This is a genomic window from Streptomyces pratensis (assembly GCF_037137275.1).
GTDB lineage: Bacteria > Actinomycetota > Actinomycetes > Streptomycetales > Streptomycetaceae > Streptomyces > Streptomyces pratensis_B.
Genome location: NZ_JBBBEN010000025.1, coordinates 1 through 510, shown reverse-complemented (window position 1 = coordinate 510; position 510 = coordinate 1). Strand labels below are relative to the sequence as shown.

Here is a 510-nt window from a genome sequence, read left to right as displayed (position 1 = left end):
CCTTTCAGCGCCGATGGTACTGCAGGGGGGACCCTGTGGGAGAGTAGGACGCCGCCGAACAATCTTTCAAGGACCCCTGGTCCCAGCGTTCACGCTGGGACCAGGGGTCCTTTTGTTTTGCCGAAGCGCGTCGGATGGCCGACTGCGCGAGAATGTCTGTGGTACCCGATGACAGGAGTCACACCCATGTCCACCAACTCTCCCGACGATCGTCCGGAGCGCGAGCCGCGTCGCCGGGACGGCGGTGACAGGGGCGGTTACCGCGGTGGTCGTGACGACCGGTCCGGTGCCGGCGCACCTCGGCGTGACAACGACCGCGGTGGTTTCCGCCGTGACGACAACCGGCCTTCCAGTGGCGCTCCCGGTGGCGGCTTCCGCCGTGACGATCGCGACCGGGGCCCGAGGCGCGATGACAGTCGGCCTGCCGGTGGTGGGTTCCGTCGTGATGACCGGGATCGGGATCGTGGGCCTCGTCGTGATGATGACCGTGGTGGGTATCGCGGTGGTCAG

The 510-nt window shown here is 67.5% G+C and carries 1 pseudogene; it reads left to right on the top strand.

Going from position 1 to position 510, the window contains the following annotated elements:
* Nucleotides 1–265: 265 nt before the first annotated feature.
* Nucleotides 266–510: pseudogene (locus V9U70_RS00150) on the top strand (hypothetical protein); the annotation flags it as partial.